The organism is Methanosarcina sp. DH2, assembly GCF_020804225.1.
In the GTDB taxonomy this organism is placed as follows: Archaea; Halobacteriota; Methanosarcinia; order Methanosarcinales; family Methanosarcinaceae; genus Methanosarcina.
Genome location: NZ_WJBI01000015.1, coordinates 127,980 through 146,313, shown reverse-complemented (window position 1 = coordinate 146,313; position 18,334 = coordinate 127,980). Strand labels below are relative to the sequence as shown.

Genomic DNA, 18,334 nt, shown 5'->3' with positions numbered 1-18,334 from the left:
AATATATTGGAAAAATGTCTGCTGGAAAAATATCTACTGAAAGAATATATACTGGAAAAATGTCTGCTGGAAAAAAGACTGGCTGAAAAAGAAAAGGAATAAGAAAACTAAAAAATTCTTAAAAGCCAGAGTCCCTGTTCTTTTTTACCAGACACCGTTGTTTTTCAGGGTAGCCAGAATATTGGTGAATTCATTGTTGAACCTGCATTTCCGGAAATCAGCAGAGTCCAGGATATTTTTCTTTATTGCCTGCAGCCCTATTAAAAGGCTTATGTCGTTACTGTACTCGAATTCTTCTCCGGATGCTGTGATATTTTCTGCAAGGATTTCAAGGAGCTTCGGATCAAGATCATTTGTGATATAGGTGTCCAGGATCAGAAGATCTGCAATTCTTTTGTAAAAATCAATCAGGTTCTGGTAACCTGGTATGGAGTACGCTTTTGCTGTCTGCTTTTGCCTGTTGAGATAAATCAGGTATCTGCAGATTGTGCTTATAAGGGTCTCAGTAACTTCTTTTTTAGGAAACTCAATTGGAAACCTTTTCAGCATTTTTGAGTTCAAATGCTGGTTATTCTGCATTTTTTCACGGTTCCATATATCAGGAAGAGCCCTTGCTATCGAAGAGTTAAGCACGGATGTGACATAATGGTAGAGTGTGGGATCTCCAAGAACAACTCCTATCCCGTCTGCAAACACGTGTTTTCCATTCGCATCATATGAAGCATGAAGTCGGTAGTGGTTGGTAATGATTATTTTAGGTGTTTTTATATACTGCAGGAAGCTTTCGTTTTCCAGACGATAGCACTCGGCAGAATCCAGTTCCTGTTTCTCGGTTCCAGACTCTTGTTTTGTTTCCATCAGCTGTTTATAAGCTATTGGGAACCTGGTCTTTAACTCCTCCGGCTGAAAGATTCTGTATTCTTTCTTTATATTGTAGCCCAGGATCTCATAAGGCAGCATAAACCGGTACTGATCTGAGTGAATGGCAAATTCATTCGAAAGAGAGCCATCCATATAAGGATACATAAGTTCCTTCTCTATGCTCACCTGTTCTATACTTATATTTGTTTGTGGGTTTCTGCAGCCGTTGGATGCATCTGCACAATGTTCTCTCGAAAGGTCTGTTTTGTATACCAGATCATTGGCTGGGGGTACGCCTTCAAAGACCTCTATTGAGATATCTTCCAGCGTTCTAGGTATTTTGCTTAGCCTTTCGACAATATCATCTTTACTCCAGAACATATATTTCACTTCTTTTTTATATATAGGGAGTTCCGGGCAAATACCTTTTTGTCACCAGTTACAATGCCATAGAATTAAACTCTTATTTTGAGACATATAACTTTTGACCATGTGGGTTATCCGGATCAAACTTTAAATATAGCTCTTTATATAATAATTTATTCATATCACTGGTTAACAATTGGAGCAAATTTTTTTTCTTATTAGAATAGAAGTCTGAAGCCGTTAAGCCAGATATTTTCAGTCCATAAAAATAGAGATTTTTGAAAACCGGGGTAAAACTCCCGGGTTTACATATCTGAAAAGACTTTTAATGCCGTCCTTGCGTTTTCGAGCATGTTATGATTGTTATTAAAATAAATGTAGACTTTCTCACTCCCGGATTCATTTATTTTCAGGACAGTTTCTTTAATTTCTTCCTGTGAGTAATTGTAACTGTACCAGCCTTCTCTTCCGTGCATTCTCATATAAACGATTTTTCCGGGAAATATTCGGTCCCTGTGATCCGGTGAGTCTACCGATACCAGGGTCACATTCTCCGTAAGCTCTGTACACAGCTCATCGTTTCCAAGCAGTTCTTTATTCCTTATTTCCAGAGCAAATCTTTCGCCAAGTCCCGTTTCTCCTGCAAACCACAGGGCTTTTTCAAGATCATCGAATTTTGGCGGTGCCTGAAAAAGATAAAAATCAATAAGGTGGTCCAGGGGCTCAAACAGTTGCCGAAAGTTTTCCCATATATCAAGAGCGCTTTCACTGAACTGGCGCCAGTGGGTTATAGACCTGTGGACTTTTACACTCCACCTGAGCTCCGCACCTTTTGTGCTCCAGCCTGTTATATTGTTTGGAAATGGAAACCTGTAGAAACTTGCGTTGAGCTCTACGGAATTCAAACCGGAGTTCTCCACAAACCACTCCAGATTTTTCTTTTTATTCCACTCATAGTACCAGCCGCTTGTGCCCACAAATGCATCCATGTAATCCCCATCAGTATCGTGTCTGCTAACAGATGTACCTTTGGTTTATGGAAGATCTGGTCTATGAAAAGCTGCTTGATCGTTTGAACGGCTGGTCTATGAAAGGTTCTATGAAAGGTTCTATGAAAGGTTATTTGATAATTTGTATATAGAGACTTGATATTTCGGATAAGAGCTCGATAGTCAGGATAGGGCCGGCGGATGTTCAATAATCAATTCAGGTAACGTAGAAAATGTTCAAAACCCCATGGCATGTGCAGGTAGTAGCTATGAAAAAAGCCCTGTCCTCGAGTTTTTCAGACTTTTTCGCGCTCCCGTTTTCCTGAAGCTTACTTACGAATTCCCGGATCTCCAGCATATTCCGTTTAAACTCCACGCCCTTCAATCCACCTATTCCAGGCTTCATTTGATGGCTTTCAAAGACCCATCCCGGGATGGTGTGGATAAGTTCTCTTGTATATTCGGTAATGGTTTTCGGTTTTTTCCGCCCGAAGGTAGGACATTTATCTCTCGGTCCGGGGCAGCCATCGGGACAAATTTCTCCTTCCCTTGCATACGAGAAAAACAGCATGCTGTGTTCAGGGTAACTGCCTGCGATTACATCTTCAGGAAACACCGATGCAATTGTTTTGAAAAAAGACATTAGCTCCGAATCTTCAGGCCTGATAAAGAGTTCATTTACAGGGCTGTTTTTCTCTGAAATGCTTTTTTCAGGACTATTTATTTCTGGAAGGCCTGCTTTGCGGTTTTCTTTGAGGCTTTCTTCTTTCTTTGCCTCCTGCATTGGGAACTTAAGGATATCTGCAAGCATATATGCAACTGCATGGCATGGCACGGCAGGGATAATATATTCAGGGATGCCAGAGCTGAGGAGAAAAGGGATTCTCTGCATGTCCATTCTGTAAAAATAAGCTTCTGATTTTTTACCTGATTCCTTACTTGATTCCTTATCAGATTCCTTATTTTCTTCTTTCCTTTTCCCTTCTGCCCGGAGAAGTTGTTCCTTCATCCCTTCCTGAACCGGAGCTTTTGCTCTTTTCTTGAGGAGATCTACAATCTCGCTTTCGGTTTTAAGAACCTGAACTTCTCTTGAAGCAGGCGCGTTTTCATCCCTGTCGATAACAAGCATAAAGGGGAACTTATTCTTGCGGGCGTAATGAAGAAAATCTGTGCCAATTTTTCCACCACCCAGAACAAGGTAATAATCTTTGATTACTGGCAGGTTTTTAAGTTTTTCGGTTTTTACATCGATTGGTGATATTTTATCGCCTGGATTTGCCATAGAAGTGCCTCCAAAATATTTCTCCGATTCGGGTTGGATTCAAGTTCATTTGTAGGTCACGCCAGTTGATCATTAAATATGATTACTTTTTTGGGCTTGTTTGAGTTCTGATTCCTTCTCAAACAGGCCCTTTCTCAGTTTGGCTCTTCCTACGTTCACTCCTCCTGCCAGTTATAAATAGGCCTGCGCCGCTTACTCCAGCCTTCAAAACCATTTTCCCTGATTTCCTTAAGGTTATGCATTACCGAAGCTTCACAGCGGGGTTTTAAGGACTCAAACTTCTCACATGCTTCAAAAGCCCCGCATTCCCAGCATCCCTCGTAGCCTTTTTCCTTGCAGCACTGAATTATCTGGCAGGGCACTGCACTGCACCCTCCTGCGGTTCTGCAACCTTCAGAGCAGGTGTGATTTATAAGAGCTTCAAGCACGGTAAGAAACGCATCATACTGCTGGAACTCCGAACCAAAAGGACTTTTTACACTGGCATAACTCTGAAAGCCTGCATCCTCAAGTGCCTCTTTTAACTGTCCCGCAAGTTTACTATGTTTATTACAAAAATGGATACAGTCAGCACAGTAAAGCCCGCAATAGGCTGTGAGTTCCTTTTCCTCTCCTTCCTGCATAAAGAAAAGTCTAACCTTCTTTTATATAGAGTCTTTTATGTAAAACACAGGTAAGACTGCCCAGCATGGAAATTCTTTTTCGTTACAACGGAAGAGTTTAACATATATTTTAAATTGATTATTTTTCAATATATAAATTATTTATGGTGTCTATGCCAGGATACGCCCATATGCTGCTGGTATAGTCAATCAATTATTTATAATTATAACTAATTAATTGGGGGTATCTTTAATATCTGCCTATATTTATATCTATTATTATTCTTTCAAACTGTACCTCTTCAATCTAAAAAGCCCCAAAAACACATACTTGCACTGTATAAATATATTTATCAAAATAGCAAATAAATTTCACTTGTTGCTCTCAAATCTCCTGTTGATTCTCAGTTTTTTCGGGTAATTTTTTCATTTTTAAGACAGTTTGCTTTTTCTCCTTTCACATGCCTGAACTCTATGAAATCCCTTATGAGAGTTTTGAATTAGAACACTGGGATAAGTTGGATTTCTTTTCCATCTTTGAATTCCAGTAAACCGATTTCAAGTCATATTCCTGCATTTTTTGAAGGCTTATCTCAGCTGAAGGCTTATCTCAGCTATCTGAGTCTTCTTTTCAGTCATTCAAATGCTTGTATTCAGTAATCTGTATGTTTTTAAGACTACCAAAATGCCCTTACTGGATTTTAATTATGCAATATTCTCCAAAACAGAGTCCTGAAAGTGTCTATAATTAACTTTGAGAACAGTGTTAAGCAGGTTTTCATTAAATGGAAATGCCTGATTTTTAAGTTTTTAACTTTCTTTTTTTAATTTGATATATTTATATAATATTGTGTCAATCTTTTTCTACTCCTTTATGAGAAAAAACAGGTACAAAGGAGCTATTATCTTACTAAACTAATCTTATGCACAGGCAAAGAGAAGAGCCTGTGGATTTGTAAAAGGCAATTCGAAAAATGAAGCAGGAAGCCTGTAACTCTTTAGATTTAGCGAGCAGTTCACCTGTATATACTGGAATTATTGGGGGGAAATATATGAACGGAAAAGAATGCAACCTATCGTTAGATGAGCTCCTGAAGTTTGAAGGGGTAATGGCAGCTGGGATTTTCAGTCCCGAAGGAAAGCTTGTAGATTATAAAGCCAGGGACGGGATGCCCAAGGAGATGGCAGAGATGACCGCCAAGTTCTGCGGAGCCGTTAATATGATGTTTGATGCTCTGGCGAGCGCTTACTCAAAGCTCTACAAGATGAACTGGGTGCCTCAGAATAACTGGATGTACAGCGGCGGTGATTGGACTGTTATGATCTCAGGAACAAGGGGAGTCTTTGTCGAAAGCTCAAAGGCAGATTTAGGGAAACTCCTTAAAGCCCTGGGAATGTGCTAACGCCTTCTTAATAACCTGGCTAGCCACTCCTGGTTAGCCAATCGTTTTTTAAATACAGATTATATATCAGGAATTATTACTTACTAAAGAAAGAAGTATTCTATCGCTATTTTTTTATACCTTGACAACATATTATAAATTGATCCATAAGGTCAGTCCCAGATCTATGAAGAAGACGTACGAAGAAGGTATGTAACTTAAATAGGTAATGACTTGACTAAGTAGTAACTTAACTGAGTAGTGACTTAAATAAGTAGAACTTAACTGAGTAAAGAACTACATTGAATTGTGGATCGGATCTTATGGGTCACTTATACCCTCTTTTCTAATACTTTAATCTCTGTTACTTTGATTTCTGTTTTCTATATTTCTCTATTTACCTTTGTTTTGGTTCTGGATTAATTATACCAGCCTCAGTTCTTCTGTTTTGTTTGTTTCTTCGCTCCTGTTTGTTTCTTCGCTCCTGTTTGTTTCTTTGGTCCTGTTTGTTTTAATCAACCGGAATGACAGGTTATTTTCAGCCTCCAAAGCCCCGGGCTCTGACCGGCTACCTGTTAGTTGCTTTTTAAATGAAGCTTTAAATACACGAATAAATTAAGTAACCTTAAAAGATTATTTTAGTTTACATGAGCATATCCTGCACTTGAAGGAATATATCAAACTCAGAGCTTCATGGGGTTCTTATGCCTTATGTTGTCGTAGGCTACAGCTTTCTATTCATCAAATCTGCCCCACAAAGAAAACCTGATTAAAAGCAGCTTGATATTCCGCAGGAAAGCAAAGCTTACACTGTGACCAGCGAGTCAACTCGAGGTGAACCCAAAAATGAAACCTGCTGAAAATATTGAATGTAAAGATTTTACCTGTTCCGATATCAATAAAAGCGGGTGTCTCGCGCCTGCTGTGGAAATCGATCCTGGAAAAGTTAAAGTAATTATGATTTCTGAAGCTCCTCCTGAAAACTCTCATGACTATTTTTATGCTTCAGGAGAACCGTTTTTCTTGAAAACAACCTTACAGGCGTTTAATGACGCTGGAATTTCTGTAAGCAGCATACAGGAGATCCTTGATCTCGGATTCTACCTGACGACTGCGGTAAAATGCCCAAAAACTCAGTATGGGATTTCAGCTGCAACGATTAAAAATTGCTCTTTTGTACTGGAGAATGAGCTTTCTCTCTTTCCGAATATTGAGGTTTATTTGTTAATGGGGGATGTTGCAATAAAGGCTTTCAACTACATCAGCAAGAGGCGGAACGGTAAAAATACGATTCCTGCTGGTTCTACATACAAAATAAGAAAGGATCAGTTTTATTATGAGGGAAAGCGGGTTTTTCCTTCATATTTGCAGACTGGACAGAATTACCTGATTGAGAAATCAAAAAGAGTGATGATAGCTGAAGATCTTGCTGAAGCGGTTAAGATACTGGAGTCGAGCGGGACATCTAAGAATCTTCTTAATAGAGAGTAAATAGAGGGTGAATAAAACTTAGGAATGGTAAAAATATAATTTCAAATATTCACTTTGGGAATGACTTCATAACCATTGCTGAAGACAATACCGAGAACAAAAATCATGAAATTGTATCTTCTTTATTCCTTAATAGAGAGTTAAATAAGATTGAGAGTTAAATAAGGTTAATAGAGAGTTTAAAAAGAAAGAAGGGATTTTTATTGCTCAGGGATTCAGAGGGATTTTAAGAAATATAAAATATAAAGGGACAGTAACTGCCTTCCATACATTTACAATCAATCGGTGATCTCTTCGATGAATGCCACAAGGTAGGATGCAACGCGAGCGGGATCTTCCCAGTAGAATGCGTGTCCGGCACCGGGATATACAATGAATTGTGAGCCTGGGATTGCTTCTTTTAGGGTTTCCTGGTCGCTCAGGGGTAAGAATGCATCATGATCTCCCCAGATAACCAGGGTGGGAACCTTTATCTTATCGAGCTCTCCAGAAGAATCATCTTCCAGGAGACCTTCGAATGTCGCTTTCCATACACGTGCAGGGACCTTCTGGCTTTCCTGCACCAGCGTTTCTAAAAATGCCTGCGGCAATGGCTGAGCAAGTGTATCCTCTACAAATTCACGTGCAATCCGCGGGTCAACAGGTTCTGTCATTTTCGATATTGTAGAGTCCCACAGCTCCTGCAGGACCGTTTTGTCTTTCAGGGTGAAAGGAGATCCCAGAAGCACAAGCCCGAGGGTGCGGTCGGGATGGTCGATTGCAAAGCGCCGGGCGATAATGCCTCCGCTGGAACCCCCCACGACCACGGCTGCTTCAAGCTGAAGTACGTCCATAAAAGCCAGAAGGTCAGCCGCAAAATCATGTGGTTGATAGCCCGCTTCAGGGCGGCTTGCATCACCATGGCCCCTTTGCGTCAGAGATATGGCATGTATAGATTCGGGCAGGTTAAGCAGCAAGCGTTCGAAGGAACGCCATGAGTCTGCAACGGCATGCAAAAACAATACGGGAACGCCCGATATGTCTCCCTGCTCAACATATGGAAGCACGACCCTGTTGGGAAGCTCAACAGATTTGGTAACAAATACCATGTTTTATGCCCTCCTGCCGCCCTCGACTTTCGCGGGCTGATTTAGCCGTTCACAGGCTAATTTATCTATTTTCCTGCTTATTTTGTCTGTTTTTGCTGCGTGGTTCTGCTTATAATCTGCAATGACTTTTAATTGGCGCCAGTCAATTTCCTGAAAAATGCCGGTTTTATAATTTTATGATCATTTTCGCTTGTGGTCTTGGAGGCTTTTAATCTGCCAGCTGCAGTTTAATACTTCCTATGCTTGATGAGGCACTTATGTTTAAGGTTACTTCTGATTCTCCATACGCGTCGTTGACGTAAGCATCTCCTTCCTGCCTGAAACCTGCAGCTTCTACAGCGACAGGCGTAGCGGCTTCAACATAAACCCCTGTGTTTCCGGGCAGGAGCAGGGTTATTTCACCGGTATTCACCAGCACTTCTATACTGGAGTTCTGGCTCCAGTTACCTGTGAGGTCTGCAAGGATGTTTCCGTTGTTCAGTTTGATTCTCACATGATCCAGGGAAGAGTAGCTGCCTGAAAGCTCTGACTGAATATTCCCATTGGCTGACTCTATTGTTATGCCTGATAGAGAGGGGTAGTCTCCTGAGAGAGTTAGCAGGACATTGCCATTGGAATGCATCAAATTCACCTTTTTTAGCAGGGACTGGTTACCTGTAAGTTCTGCCTGCATATTTCCGTTATTAGTGTTGAGAGCAAGTGTATTAAGCAAAGAGCTGCCAAGGGAAAGCTCGGAGTTTCCATTTTCAAGATCAGCACTCAGGTTTATCGGCATTTCCTGATTGAGACGCAGGTCCCATTCGTTCCGGATTCGATTTCCTCCTGCAACTCCCTGTACTTCAGGCTGCCTGATTGTAAGTCTGCCTGTTTTTTCCCGTACTTCATATCCCATTTCCGGTCTCCAGTCTTCAACATTGTACCGGAATTCGGCATCAAGCAGGTTGTCCGTGCCTCCACTGATTTCCATATTTCCACTGGCCATATCAAACTCCAGGTCTGCAGATTCGGCTCCCGCCGGCTCAACCGATCTGGACTCAACCTGAAGCTCTCCTACCTCAATGCACCCACAGCCCGACAGCAGCACAGCCAGAAAAACTGATAGGCCACAAAGCAAACTGAAGCTCAAAGCCTTCTGAGACCCCATTCTCTAACCTCGGTTTTTATTAGCCTGTACCGATTAATTTTATCGGTTTATTTCATTGGTTTATTTCATTGGTTTATTCCATTGGTTCACTTCATTGGTTTATAAATAATCCAACATCATCCACTTTTCTCTTCAAGACAGGTTTCTTCCATGAAATTTATCCTGAATTCGGTCCCTTTTCCTCCTTTAAGTTCGATACTACCATCGATCTGGTCTACAAGAATATTTACAAGTTGAAGGCCGAGAGAGGAGGTACGTCTGAAATCAATATATTCAGGAAGACCGATTCCATTATCCGAAACTGTCAGTAAGAACTCAGAGACCTCACAACTTTCAGGGTGCCGGTTATTGTCCTGATTTTGACTGATAATACCTGTACGGTGGAGTTTAATCTGTATTTCCCCGCCTCTTCCAGCAGGAAAAGCATGCTTTAAAGAATTAGACACAAGTTCATTGATAATGATCCCCAGAGGAATTCCGGTATCCATCCCAAGGAATGCGCTTTCCATATCAAGCTTTAAGTGGATACCTTCATTTCCTATCATATATGACCGGAAGAGCTCATTTGCCAGTTTCTGGATGTAGGCTTTAAAATCAAAGGTCTCTACATCTCCGTTCTGTCCGGTCTTATAAAGCTCTTCATGAATGAGGGACATCGATATAACCCTGTTCTGGCTATCATGGAAGGATTCCTTTACTTTTTTATCACTGAAATGCTCGGCCTGGAGGCTGAGCAGGGATGAGATTACCTGAAGGTTGTTTTTAATCCTGTGGTGGATCTCTTTTTTCCTGATTTCCTCAGTTTTTAAAAGGGCCTGCTCTGCCTTTTTGCGTTCCGTAATATCAAGCATTACGCCTACAATCCCGATTATTTCCCCGGATACATCACTGTAAATAGCTTTGTGGGCAAGGAAATCCCTTAACTCTCCATCTATTGCACATTTTATTTTCAATTCGTGAGGCAGGCTTTTGCCTTCTTTCAGAAGTATATTGTCATAATATACGGATTTATTGAGCGTCTCTTTAGAGTACTGTCCCTTGAATTCGTACATGGAGTGCCCTATTATTTTTTCTTTCGGAAGGCCGAGGACCTGTCTGGCAAACATCTCATTGCAGCCCTGGTAGATACCTTCAAGGTTTCTGTAAAACACAGGAGAGGGTATGGCATCAAGGAATGTCTCAAGGAAGTATACGCTATTTTGAAGGTCTTTTTCCACCTGTTTGCGGGTCGAAACTTCACTGAACAATTGTTCATTTATTTTTGTAAGCTCAGAAGTCCTTTCATTAACAAGCTCTTCCAGGTGTTCCTTGTACTGACGTAACTCTTCTTCCGCCTGCCTGCGCTCAATAACTTCCGCAATCACAAAAGCAACAGAATTTAAAAAGTAGGTTTCATCCGCGGTAAATTTCCTTTTCTTTGTAGAATGAGCGCCAAGCACTCCGAATGGTTTTTCTACATCCCCTATAGTGACGCTAATCCCGCTTGCAATATCGTGCTCTCTCAGGATTTCCGGGGCTTCAAAACGGTTTTCTTCTGCAAAATTTCTTACTATTACAGGCACCTTTGAAAACACTGTATATCCTGCCTGAGACCATTTACCTCCTTCTACCACTGCTTTTCCTACAAAACCGGGTTTCCAGCCGGTACCTGCTCTGAGCAGGAAATTTCCGTCAGGTGTGAGTTCAAGGATTTTGCAAAACTCAAGGTCCAGGGTTTTAGCGATCAGCCTTACACTTTCATCCATAAAAGCCTGAAGACTTTCACATTTGAGGGCCATTCTCCCGAGTGTATAAAGAGCGTTATACTGCTTTTCTTTGATACGGAGTTTTTCTCCCAGCTTTTTTTGCCCGCTTATGTCAGACCCGTAGATGTTTACATACTCCTTCCCGGGCACGGGATAAAAAGCTATGAAATACACTTTTTTTCCCACTTTAACTTCTGTTCTTTCCGGATCGGTCCTGGAAACAACTCTTTTAATAAGAGCCTCTACTGAATGAGGAAGTTTCTCCCCTACTTTAATATCCCACCTGCGCAACAGGGCCTCACCTGCTGTGTTTGAATAGATGACCCTCCCATCAGCCCCGGCCCGAAGAATAGGATTTGGATTTTGAAACACCAGTTGATTCACTATGCTCCTTCCCCCAGGAGTCTACCCCTCTAAAAGCCCTCAGTCAGAAATTAATATTCGCAGACCAGAAATCCGCCAGCATTTATAAATTTTTGAATAATCGTCTCTACGACCTAAGATTTCTTCTCGGGTAGAGGTTTAGAACAAAAGTTCTTGTAGCTATTGTTTGTTTTCTTGTAGCTATTGTTTGTTTTCTTGCTCCTATTGCATTATAATATACTTTTACTCTAATAAATTACTTCCTCTGGTGTTCAATCCTTACACTTTTTCTCAGACTGAACACAAAATTTATATAAGTAAACTGGGTAATTATTCGGAGTGAGTAATTTTATATTAGTCAAAAATATTCTCAATGATGTGAGTTTTAGAAATATATAGATCACTATGATATATAGTGACTACTTGGATAATCTATTTATATGAGCCATACAAACTATATTATGTCTAAGAGAAACCGAAAACAAATGAAAATAAGAATAAACCATAAATTAAAAATAAAAAAGGTGATATAAAATGGAAAAACTTAGAAACTTAATTATCGAGAACGTGACAATATTCAATAAGGCATTTCCAGACAGGTTCTGTCATAGCCCGGATGTAATCTCAGCGATCTCATATGACTATAAGTTCACTTACGGACAGGTCGAAAACGAGATCGAGAAGATGGTCCATGAAGGGGTCCTTGATGCAGAACTTTCCGACTGGTATGGAATAAAGCTCTTATAAGGATGCTGCCCCTCTCGGGAAAAAACAGGAAAGTACAACCAAAGCACAACCAAAGCACAACCAAAGCACAACCAAAGCACAACCAAAGCACAACCAAAGCACAACCAAAGCACAACCAAAGCACAACCAAAGCACAACCAAAGCACAACCAAAGCACAACCAATGCGTAACGAAATTCTGGATTAGATCAAGTATTCAATTACGGAAGGACATTTGAATGCCCAGAATTTGATCACGTAAACCAGTATTTAAGTCGGGCTAAGAAACATAATACAGCGAGAACTTCATCCGAAGTTTCGCAAGTAGCTACTTCTTCCCCTTAAAAACCTTTTAATCTACGAATTTTCAGTTCGTACGGCCACAATTTTCACCCTGTACGGTTCAAACCGGCAATTTCAGTCCAGAAAGCTTCTTAGAAGCGGACACTTAGAATAGTTAATCTTCTTTTGATAATACCTCTTTGCATGTTCCACAAGAAGAGCATGATATTCCTGATAGATGACCAGATCTTTCGGCAGATTCTCTTCAAACAATTCCTTGATTTCAGAATATTTTGCTTTTTCATCAGCCAGACCGAGATTGCTTACGACTCTTCTTGTGTATGTGTCAACCACAAATGAAGGCTGCTTAAAGGCATAAAGCAGAATCGAGTCTGCAGTCTCGGGACCTATACCTTTTAGCGAGAGCAGTTCTTCTCTCTGAGGTATTCTGCTTTTCAACTCCAGAAACCATTCTGCAAGGGTTTTGAGGCGTGCTGCTTTCTGGTTATAATAGCCTGCAGGCTTTATAAATTCTTTTAAGGCTTCCGGGTCAATGGAAAGGATTGACTCCGGAGAAAGGGAGTTTGTTTGCCGGAGGTTGATGAGAGCTCTTTCAACCTGCTGCCAGCTCGTGTTCTGCGTAAGCAGGGCTCCGCAGATGATTTCAAACTGCTGACTATCTGTATGTGGATAGGTGTAGTCTCCGGGATGATACCCCCGGACAGATCCTGTTTTTGTAGGGTTTGTCCCGTCTATGTAGTGAAGTTCTGTCAGAGGCCACCAGCCCTGAGGGCCGTATGAATTAAAGAGATAATCATAAATTATTTGAATGACTGATTTAACACTGGATTTTCTGTTGCTAGACATTTTGATTCTCTTTTCAATTTTCTGGATTGCTTAAATTCAAACTTTAAATGTGTTTTGTTATTATTTGTATTTCAGGAGTAGCAGAATGGAACTTTGATATGTTCAAGCACGATTAATATATTCTTTTTTCAGACAGGTTCAAAAACTCTCCTCGCACTGCCGATTTTATTCTGAAAAAAGGAACTTTAGCGCCCGGCCAATACATTATTGTTTAGATTTTCCTAGTTACAAGATTCGATAATATACGTGGTTGCAGTGTTTTATTACTTTTTATAATTAAAAAACAATCTGTGGTCAATCTGCATAAAAATATAGTAAGAGAAATTAAATAAGTTTATATGCTCAAAAACAGTATAAATTAATTCAGAGTGATCTTCTCATGACACAATCGCAATTGTCAAAGAGTGATATTTTTGGAGTCCTCCAGAATGATCGGAGAAGGCATGTTCTGGAACTCCTGCGCAGCCAGGGAAATCAGAGTGTACGCTCCCTGTCTGAAGAAATCGCCCGTTTGGAAGCCGAAACCGAAGAGCCAAATAGCAATGTCAGAAAAAGCATATATATCTCTCTACTCCAGACACATATCCCAAAAATGGAAAGCCTGGGAATAATCACCTACAACAGGGAACATGACACTGTGGAACTTCTTCACGCAGTCCATGATTTCGATATATATATGGAAACCGTAGATAAAGGTGACATCTCCTGGAGCCAGTTCTACTTAGGCTTGAGCATCCTTGCCATTGGTGGCAGCCTCACCATCTTATCAGGTCTCATCGAATGGATCTCAAGTTCTCAGTGGATGCTTTTCGTAAGCATAATCTTTCTTGTCTCCTCAACAACCAACATGTGCCATCTCCGTAAACTTGAAGGATAGGCGTATATCATAGTGCAGATTTAACCCCTGTTTTTTCATGTAGCAACCAAAAGCCATCCGATAATGTTAACCCCACATTATCAAGATAAAAATTTCTTTTAACCAGTCATTTTTCTATTCCTCTTAGCGTGTAGACAAATCCAGATCCTTCTGCCCGAATCTCAGGCCAGTTTTCAAGATCCTAGATGAAGAATCTTTATATAAAATAAATTGAAGTTTAGCCTTTTCCTGGTTAATGTCTCCCTTTTTACAGCATTCAGGTATTAAGCATACCCTATCTTTCCATAAGATCATAAAGCCTCTTGATAACCTTAATTGCCCATTAACACTCCTAAAACACCACTAATCAGCCAATAACTATATTAAATAAATTCATATGTCCTATAGCTCAGATCGAGGGAGCAGGAGGTCGAAGGACCGAGACCAGAAATTGGCTTCTTCCCTTTCTATTGCAGAGATTGGGGAGCAAATGACAAGCAAATTGACGATTGACAATTATAGGATTGATCAAAGAGGTGTAAAGAAATGCTTAACAAGAAGATACTTTTGAGCGTGCTCATTATTGGCTTGGTCGCTGCTGTGACAGGTGCCGGAACATGGGCACAATTCAGTGATACTGAAAAAAGTACTGGAAACACACTTACGGCTGGAACTATGAATCTTAAGTTATCGAAGGATGGAACTAACTATTCTAATGGAGTCTCTGGCTTCACTCTTGATGGCTTATATCCAAATGATAAAGGTAATATTGGACCCATATACGTAAAAAACGAAGGTTCTGTTGACGGAAATCTCTCCGTAACTATTAATGAAACAACTATAAAAAATCTTGAAAATAGTATAATAGATCCTGAAATTCAAGACGATACAACTCCTGAAATAGGAGAGCTTGGAAAGCATCTGACAATTTATGCAGATAATCTAACAATTTATAATAAAGGTAGTATATATACAAGGAGTCTTGGATCGCTCTCTAATGGTGCAGACACGAAGATTGATCTTACATATGCAGTTGACAATGCAAACAACGAGATTCAAACTGACAAATTTGTCTTCGACCTTGAGTTCACTCTGAATCAGGCTTTAACTCAGACCTGAGTAAGGAATAGTAAGGTTATTCCTTACTATTTTTTATTAGGAGGCATCAAAAATGAAACTGATACCTTCTGCTTCTGCAGTCCTGCCAATATCTCTTGTGCGTTTTCTAGCCTGTATAGGGAGTGTGCAGAGAATCGCGATATGAGATACCGAGTGGAAATTCCTTGACAGCTGGGACTCTTAATTTATATAACAGATACAATTCCATCCTAATACTTAGTAGAAGTGTCATTGGCTCCCGGAAGCATAGTTAAGGAGGAGATATCAGAATACACAACCTTGGAAGCCTGGAAGCAAACCATGTCAAAATTCGTTTTTATAAGGATGAACATGAGGATGACGATAGGAAAGCAAATAATGGTCACGGAATAGATCCGAGTCAGATGCTGACAAAAATGGTGTTAAAAATGACAAAGTTCCTCATGGTTGACGGAATGAAATATTCTGTTGTGGTAATAAATGTTCCTGTAACTGATCTCGTATGGTACTAAGTGGCTCATATCAGTACAATCATCAGTTCTTATCCGATAAGAATTGTAATAATGTAAGATATCCTGGAGATCTCTCAAAAACCAAACTTGATAACCTTCCATCTCCCAAGGAATTAAATATGTCTCACTTAATAAAACTTGTATGACTATAGGAGTCGCCGTAAATCAGGAGGCAAGCAAGTAAATGTGGGGAACTTCGAACAGCACATTCCACACATTTCTATTTTTACAAATGGACTAAGAAAATAAGATCGACTTGTGGAATATGAAAATAATAGAGAATTTTATTTCAACATTGCTTATCATTGTGATCATACCAATTCTCAGCACTATAATCCCAACAGGCTCAGTCCAGCTCATGACTGTGACAGGAAGCAGCATGGAGCCCACAATAACAGCCAGCGATATAATTGTGGTCGACACTACAGAAACGCAGCCCGTTGTTGGAGATATAGTGTCCTATCATCATACATTTGAAGAAAATGAGAGGCTTATAGTCACTCACAGGATAGTGGGAATCGAAAAAGGGAGTTATAGAACTAAAGGAGACGCATACACTGAACCAGATGACTACATGGTTTCTCCTGAAGACGTTGTAGGAATTATGCTTTTCAAGATACCATACTTTGGGAGTTTAATTCATTTTGCAGGGACTTCAAAGGGATTTTTAATACTTGTAATTTTTCCTGCATCAATCCTGATTATACAGGAATTGCTTGAGATTATGGGTTCAATGAGGCGATAAAAATGAGGGCATTCAATAAGATAATACTTTATGGAATGCTGTTAACATCTCTCATTTTATCAGGAACAGAATTCAACTGTTTGACGGAAAATACATTTGCTTATTTCTATGATGTTGAATACAGTGCTGGAAACGCAATGACAGCAGCTGTCTGGGACAATGAAGCCGATCATCTCATAGTTTCCGACAGCAAGCTCATTGAAAACGGTGAAAAACTTCAAGGAATCACTTTTGATGTCAGTGGGACCCAGAGTGTGACCATTGATAAAATCCAGATCTGGTGGGATATTTCCAAGGGTGATGCCAGATCTATAACAGAGATAAAGGTACACGGAAAAGAATTCTTCACAGGCAGCAGGAAAGTAGGGGAAGTAATGGACGTGGAGAACTATGTGCTTGGGAATGATTCTTCTGCAAATCTTGAGTTTTATTTCGATAGCGACATATTTAGCCTTGCACCCTTCACAATTAACATTATTATGGGTGATGGGTCTGTAAGGAGCTTTGTAACGGATCCCAAATACCGCTCGAATTTTCAGGAATCTTTTGCGGCAGATCCACAAATAGAGAGTCCGAATGCGCAGGAAGCTTCCGGAATAGATACGGGCCAGAAAGAACAGGAAGTATCTGCGCCAAATACAGAAGTAATAGAGACAGAAAGTAGCCAAGAATATGGATCTGTAAATGGGCAGGAAGCACCTGTACCTGTACAGAAAATAGTCAGTAACAGGAAAAATACGTAATAGATACAGGGGAAAGTCAGGATTTTCCTCTCCTGCTATAAATACAGAAGAAGGGGGTCAGGAAGGTCAAAAATTTCCCTGGATGGAAATTTGTGAAAGGAGTAGAAGCGTGAAGGAAAAAGAAGTCCTGCAGACTGCAATTGTCTTTCTGGTTGCAGTATTCCTTATTAGTTCCTTAATTCCATTCTTTACAGGGTCAGCGAAGGCTCTGATAGTGTTGAGCGGGAGTATGACGCCTTTAATGCTGCCTGGAGATATGATAACCGTAAAATCTGTCAATCCAGATGAGCTTGAGGTAGGGGACGTTATAGCTTTCAGGGACCCGGGCAGTAAACCTGATTCTTTTGTTACCCATAGGATTATATCCATCGAAGAGAGAGGTGAACGGCTTTTCAGGACAAAAGGGGATGCAAACGAGGAAGAAGACAGCTTTAAGGTGCCTGCATCGAACATTGTGGGAAAGCTGATTTTTGTCATTCCTTTTGCAGGATATCTGCCCGAGGCTTCAAATGATAAAATGCTTTTTTTCCTTACGGTCATCCTGCCTGCAGGCCTGATCATTCTGGATGAGGTCAGGAATATAATAGAGTACTCCAATCCAGCCCGTGCCCGCAAAATGGAACGCGAACAGAAAAAGGCGGCAAGGCGCGTTTCTTATGTCGTTAAGGGAAGAAGGCTTGCAGCGCTCATTCTTATAAGCGGGCTTGTTTTTACAGGGGTTGTTGCGGAAAACCTGGGGGAGAACGGTCCTGTAGTGCTGGAGGGAGAAAATATGGTAGAAAACCCCGGCTTCCTGCCGTCAGTATATGTTTTCGTGCCTGACGATTCGAGGCAGAGGCTTGCCATTGAACCCTGGTACGGGGTGGTTCCCCCGGCCAACATAACTCAGGTTACTGCGCCGGAAAATACACCCGCTGCGGTCAGTTCAGTGCCTTATATATTGCCGGTCTTCTGGATAATTTTGCTGGCAGATATAAACCCCTATCTTCCTGCGATTGCCGGAGTTTTGCTTTATACCTCAGTTTTTACACTGCTCCTGTTTCCTCTTTGGTACAGGAAATCGGCAGTTGGAGGGAGGGGAAGGAGGGTCAGATTCCACCGGTTGTTTGTACAGTGGAAAAGGACGTTACACATGAGTTAAACTTGCGGAGAATTCGTTTCAGATGAAATTGAGCTCTACGTTTGCCTATCCC

Annotated in this window: 17 protein-coding genes; 8 read left to right on the top strand and 9 right to left on the bottom strand. The window is 40.7% G+C overall.

Features of this window, described 5'->3' with window-relative positions:
• Positions 1–144: 144 nt before the first annotated feature.
• The 4 genes from FXV91_RS15360 to FXV91_RS15345 form a co-directional block, all read right to left on the bottom strand.
• On the bottom strand, positions 145–1,242 hold the full coding sequence (locus tag FXV91_RS15360; RefSeq protein ID WP_229391558.1) for a hypothetical protein: 1,098 nt from the start codon (positions 1,240–1,242) through the stop codon (positions 145–147).
• Between the two features lie 290 nt (positions 1,243–1,532).
• Positions 1,533–2,216 carry a DUF72 domain-containing protein gene (locus tag FXV91_RS15355; protein WP_229391557.1) on the bottom strand — a complete coding sequence of 228 codons (684 nt, stop codon included), beginning with the start codon at positions 2,214–2,216 and terminating at the stop codon, positions 1,533–1,535.
• A 217-nt stretch (positions 2,217–2,433) separates the two neighbouring features.
• Positions 2,434–3,498 (bottom strand): hypothetical protein, encoded by a 1,065-nt coding sequence (locus FXV91_RS15350; protein ID WP_229391556.1) that lies wholly within the window; start codon positions 3,496–3,498, stop codon positions 2,434–2,436.
• Between the two features lie 155 nt (positions 3,499–3,653).
• The gene (locus FXV91_RS15345) at positions 3,654–4,121 is read right to left on the bottom strand and encodes a DUF3795 domain-containing protein (protein WP_229391555.1); all 468 of its coding nucleotides are present in this window, start codon (positions 4,119–4,121) and stop codon (positions 3,654–3,656) included.
• Between the two features lie 1,031 nt (positions 4,122–5,152).
• Between FXV91_RS15345 and FXV91_RS15340 the strand changes: the two genes are divergently transcribed.
• Positions 5,153–5,503: a DUF2173 family protein gene (locus tag FXV91_RS15340; protein ID WP_229391554.1), complete on the top strand. Its 351-nt coding sequence runs from the start codon at positions 5,153–5,155 to the stop codon at positions 5,501–5,503.
• A 402-nt stretch (positions 5,504–5,905) separates the two neighbouring features.
• Here the strand turns inward: FXV91_RS15340 and FXV91_RS19940 are convergent, their stop codons facing one another.
• Positions 5,906–6,031, bottom strand: a complete 126-nt coding sequence (locus FXV91_RS19940; protein ID WP_255680645.1) for a hypothetical protein — start codon at positions 6,029–6,031, stop codon at positions 5,906–5,908.
• 297 nt (positions 6,032–6,328) lie between these two features.
• Between FXV91_RS19940 and FXV91_RS15335 the strand changes: the two genes are divergently transcribed.
• Complete coding sequence (locus FXV91_RS15335; RefSeq protein ID WP_229391553.1) at positions 6,329–6,973, top strand: uracil-DNA glycosylase family protein; 645 nt, start codon at positions 6,329–6,331, stop codon at positions 6,971–6,973.
• A gap of 278 nt (positions 6,974–7,251) precedes the next feature.
• On the opposite strand, the gene FXV91_RS15330 is transcribed toward FXV91_RS15335, so the two are convergent.
• The 3 genes from FXV91_RS15330 to FXV91_RS15320 all read right to left on the bottom strand — a co-directional run bounded on the left by FXV91_RS15330 (position 7,252) and on the right by FXV91_RS15320 (position 11,334).
• Positions 7,252–8,061, bottom strand: coding sequence for an alpha/beta hydrolase (locus FXV91_RS15330; protein ID WP_229391552.1), 810 nt, complete (start codon positions 8,059–8,061; stop codon positions 7,252–7,254).
• A 208-nt stretch (positions 8,062–8,269) separates the two neighbouring features.
• Complete coding sequence (locus FXV91_RS15325) at positions 8,270–9,205, bottom strand: toast rack family protein (protein WP_229391551.1); 936 nt, start codon at positions 9,203–9,205, stop codon at positions 8,270–8,272.
• Positions 9,206–9,321: 116 nt separating this feature from the next.
• On the bottom strand, positions 9,322–11,334 hold the full coding sequence (locus tag FXV91_RS15320; RefSeq protein WP_229391550.1) for a histidine kinase dimerization/phosphoacceptor domain -containing protein: 2,013 nt from the start codon (positions 11,332–11,334) through the stop codon (positions 9,322–9,324).
• Positions 11,335–11,847: 513 nt separating this feature from the next.
• Between FXV91_RS15320 and FXV91_RS15315 the strand changes: the two genes are divergently transcribed.
• The gene (locus tag FXV91_RS15315) at positions 11,848–12,060 is read left to right on the top strand and encodes a hypothetical protein (protein ID WP_229391549.1); all 213 of its coding nucleotides are present in this window, start codon (positions 11,848–11,850) and stop codon (positions 12,058–12,060) included.
• Between the two features lie 395 nt (positions 12,061–12,455).
• Here the strand turns inward: FXV91_RS15315 and FXV91_RS15310 are convergent, their stop codons facing one another.
• Positions 12,456–13,187, bottom strand: coding sequence for an endonuclease III domain-containing protein (locus tag FXV91_RS15310; RefSeq protein ID WP_229391548.1), 732 nt, complete (start codon positions 13,185–13,187; stop codon positions 12,456–12,458).
• A 379-nt stretch (positions 13,188–13,566) separates the two neighbouring features.
• On the opposite strand from FXV91_RS15310, the gene FXV91_RS15305 reads away from it, so the two are divergent.
• From FXV91_RS15305 to FXV91_RS15285, 5 genes are all read left to right on the top strand, one after another.
• The gene (locus FXV91_RS15305) at positions 13,567–14,064 is read left to right on the top strand and encodes a hypothetical protein (protein ID WP_229391547.1); all 498 of its coding nucleotides are present in this window, start codon (positions 13,567–13,569) and stop codon (positions 14,062–14,064) included.
• Between the two features lie 525 nt (positions 14,065–14,589).
• Positions 14,590–15,162: a SipW-dependent-type signal peptide-containing protein gene (locus FXV91_RS15300; protein ID WP_229391546.1), complete on the top strand. Its 573-nt coding sequence runs from the start codon at positions 14,590–14,592 to the stop codon at positions 15,160–15,162.
• A gap of 756 nt (positions 15,163–15,918) precedes the next feature.
• Entirely contained in the window at positions 15,919–16,398 is a 480-nt protein-coding gene (locus tag FXV91_RS15295) for a signal peptidase I (protein WP_229391545.1), read from the top strand.
• A gap of 80 nt (positions 16,399–16,478) precedes the next feature.
• The gene (locus tag FXV91_RS15290) at positions 16,479–17,141 is read left to right on the top strand and encodes a hypothetical protein (RefSeq protein WP_229391544.1); all 663 of its coding nucleotides are present in this window, start codon (positions 16,479–16,481) and stop codon (positions 17,139–17,141) included.
• A gap of 109 nt (positions 17,142–17,250) precedes the next feature.
• The gene (locus tag FXV91_RS15285) at positions 17,251–18,282 is read left to right on the top strand and encodes a signal peptidase I (RefSeq protein ID WP_229391543.1); all 1,032 of its coding nucleotides are present in this window, start codon (positions 17,251–17,253) and stop codon (positions 18,280–18,282) included.
• Positions 18,283–18,334: the final 52 nt, after the last annotated feature.